This is a genomic window from Micromonospora sp. M51 (assembly GCF_018070305.1).
Classification (GTDB): Bacteria; Actinomycetota; Actinomycetes; order Mycobacteriales; family Micromonosporaceae; genus Micromonospora; species Micromonospora parva.
In genome coordinates, this window is the sequence record NZ_JAGPXZ010000856.1 from 1 (window position 1) to 2,394 (window position 2,394).

A 2,394-nucleotide genomic window follows, 5' to 3' on the forward strand; every position below is an offset into this window, starting at 1 on the left:
CCTGTACGCGATCTCCGCGCTGGTCGCCGGCGCCTTCTTCGCGGTGTGGGCGATCCAGCGCAAGCCCGAGGTGGCCGTCCTGCGGGCCCTGGGCGCCTCGACCGGCTGGGTGTTGCGCGACGCGCTGACGCAGGCGTTCGTCCTGTTGGCGGCGGCTGTGGCCATCGGCGTGGGGGTCGGCCTCGCGCTCGGCGCCCTGATCACCGGCAGCGGCATCCCGTTCGCGTTGAGCATGCCGAGCATCTCCGCCGCCGGGGTCGGCCTCGTCGTCCTCGGCCTGGTGGGAGCCGGCGCGGCGGTCATCCGCATCACCTCTGTCGACCCGGCCACCGCTCTGGGAGGAAACCGATGAGCAGCCGTCCCGCTCCGACCGCTTCGACCACAACCGCCGACGACGCGTCCGACCGGCTCGGGCTGGTGATGCGTGGGGTGTCCCTGCGGCACGGCAACGCCGCCGAGACCGTGCAGGCGCTCGACAACGTCGACCTGACGGTGCGACCCGGCGAACTCGCCGCGGTCGTGGGTCCGTCCGGTGCGGGCAAGTCCAGCCTGCTCGCCGTCGCCGGCGGCCTGGCCCGACCCGACCAGGGCACCGTCACCGTGGCCGGTCAGGACATGACAGTGCCGAGTCGCCGGACCCGTACGGAGCTGCGCCGCCAGCACGTGGGGTTCGTGTTCCAGTCCGGTAACCTGCTGCCGGCGTTGACCGCCGCCGATCAGGTGCGGCTGCCCCTGCGGCTGGGGTCGAGGTCGCAGCGGTCCGGCCGTGACCCGCTGGAACTGCTCGCGGACGTCGGCATGGCGGACAAGTCCGACCGGCGCCCCCACCAGCTGTCGGGCGGTGAGCGCCAGCGCGTCGGGATCGCCCGGGCACTGGTCACCGAGCCCAGCGTGCTGTTGGTCGACGAACCGACGGCGGCGTTGGACCGGGCACGTAGCCACGAGATCGTGCGACTGCTGGCCCACGAGGCCCGGCAGCGGTCGGTCGCGGTGGTCATGGTCACTCACGACCACGATGTGCTGCAGTACTGTGACACCGTTTACGAGATGGTCGACGGCAAGCTCGCGACCAGCAGCTGACCACGACGGCAGGGTGCGGGCGCAGGACCAGGTAGGTCACGCTCGTCCGGAACAAGGGGGGTGGCGTGCCGAAGATCCAGGCCGCGACCGTCGCCGAGCACCGGGCATCCCAACGCGCGGCGCTGCTCGACGCGGCCCGCACCCTGCTGTCGGAACACCCCGAGCAGATCCCCGGCCTGGCCGAGGTCGCCCAGCACGCCGGCCTGGCCCGCTCCAGCGTCTATTCGTACTTCAAGTCCCGCGCCGACATGTTCGACGCCCTCGTCACCGACACGTTCCCCCGCTGGTCGGCCTATGTCGAGAAGCGCATGGAGGCGGCCGGCACGCCCGGGCAGAAGATCCAGGCGTACGTGGATTCCAACCTGCAACTGGTTGCCCGAGGCGACCACGCGCTGGCCCGCGCGCTCGCGTCAGCCGGCAGCAGCGAGGCACTCGCCAGCTCCAGCCGACTCATGCACGACCGCCTGGAAGCCCCGCTGCGCGCCGCGCTCACCGACCACGGCTCCTCGGACCCGGTCCGGGTGGCCGAACTGGTGCAGTCGATCGTCTACGCGCTGAGCCGGATGATCGAGGGAGGGCTCGCGCTGGACACGGCGACCAGCCTCGCCCGCGAACTCCTCAGCCCGTACCTCGACCGCGACCGCCCCTGAGGCTCCGGCCCGCCGGTCAGGTCAGCTCCGCGAGGCAGGTCCACTGGGACGCCACCGGGCGGTAGCCGAGCCGGGCGTTGATCGCCAGCATCGGTGCGTTCGCCTCGTCGTTCGAGGTGTACGCGGCACGTACGCCGTTGGCGGCGGCCCGGTGCAGCGCCGCCGTCTTGGCCAGTCGGGCCAGCCCGCGCCCCCGGTACGCCGGGATGCTGCCGGTGTAGTCCGACCACATCCGGTCCCCGTCCCGCTTCACCAGACTGAACGCGACGATCTCACCGTCGACCTCGGCGGCGACGCTGGCCGTCTTGTCCAGGCCGAGGTTGTCCCAGACGTCGTACTGCCAGCTCTGGTAGCTCTTGCTGTCGACCGGCACGTCGCCCGGCTCGTCGACGGCCGAGGCCACGTCTGCCGCGTACAGCAGATGCGGGTCCAGGTCGACGATCGGGTGCAGCCGTACGCCAGGCGGTGGCTCGGGCAGCGCGGGCGCCTGGTCCAGATCGAGCGCCGAGTAGCGCACCTCGCGGCTGGGCTCGTAGCCGTGCCGGCGGGCGAACGGCAGCGCCTCCGGTTGCGCGGTGGCACGCACCCGGCGGACTCCCATGGGGCGGAGGTAGTTGGTCGCGGCCGTCAGCAGCCCGCTGCCGATGCCGCGTCGCCGATGTTC

Annotated in this window: 4 protein-coding genes; 3 read left to right on the top strand and 1 reads right to left on the bottom strand. The window is 72.2% G+C overall.

Going from position 1 to position 2,394, the window contains the following annotated elements:
• The 3 genes from KBX53_RS29785 to KBX53_RS29795 form a co-directional block, all read left to right on the top strand.
• Positions 1-352, top strand: a 352-nt coding sequence (locus KBX53_RS29785; protein WP_210862987.1) for an FtsX-like permease family protein, incomplete at its 5' end; no start/stop codon positions are given.
• On the top strand, positions 349-1,080 hold the full coding sequence (locus KBX53_RS29790) for an ABC transporter ATP-binding protein (RefSeq protein WP_030327742.1): 732 nt from the start codon (positions 349-351) through the stop codon (positions 1,078-1,080). The genes KBX53_RS29785 and KBX53_RS29790, both read left to right, overlap by 4 nt.
• A gap of 65 nt (positions 1,081-1,145) precedes the next feature.
• Entirely contained in the window at positions 1,146-1,730 is a 585-nt protein-coding gene (locus tag KBX53_RS29795; RefSeq protein ID WP_030327741.1) for a TetR/AcrR family transcriptional regulator, read from the top strand.
• Positions 1,731-1,746: 16 nt separating this feature from the next.
• Here the strand turns inward: KBX53_RS29795 and KBX53_RS29800 are convergent.
• Positions 1,747-2,394, bottom strand: a 648-nt coding sequence (locus KBX53_RS29800) for a GNAT family N-acetyltransferase (RefSeq protein ID WP_210862989.1), incomplete at its 5' end; no start/stop codon positions are given.

Bases quoted from the DNA above. Each gene is read 5' to 3' on its own strand.
- KBX53_RS29790 (WP_030327742.1), top strand. From the start codon at position 349: ATGAGCAGCCGTCCCGCTCCGACCGCTTCGACCACAACCGCCGACGAC.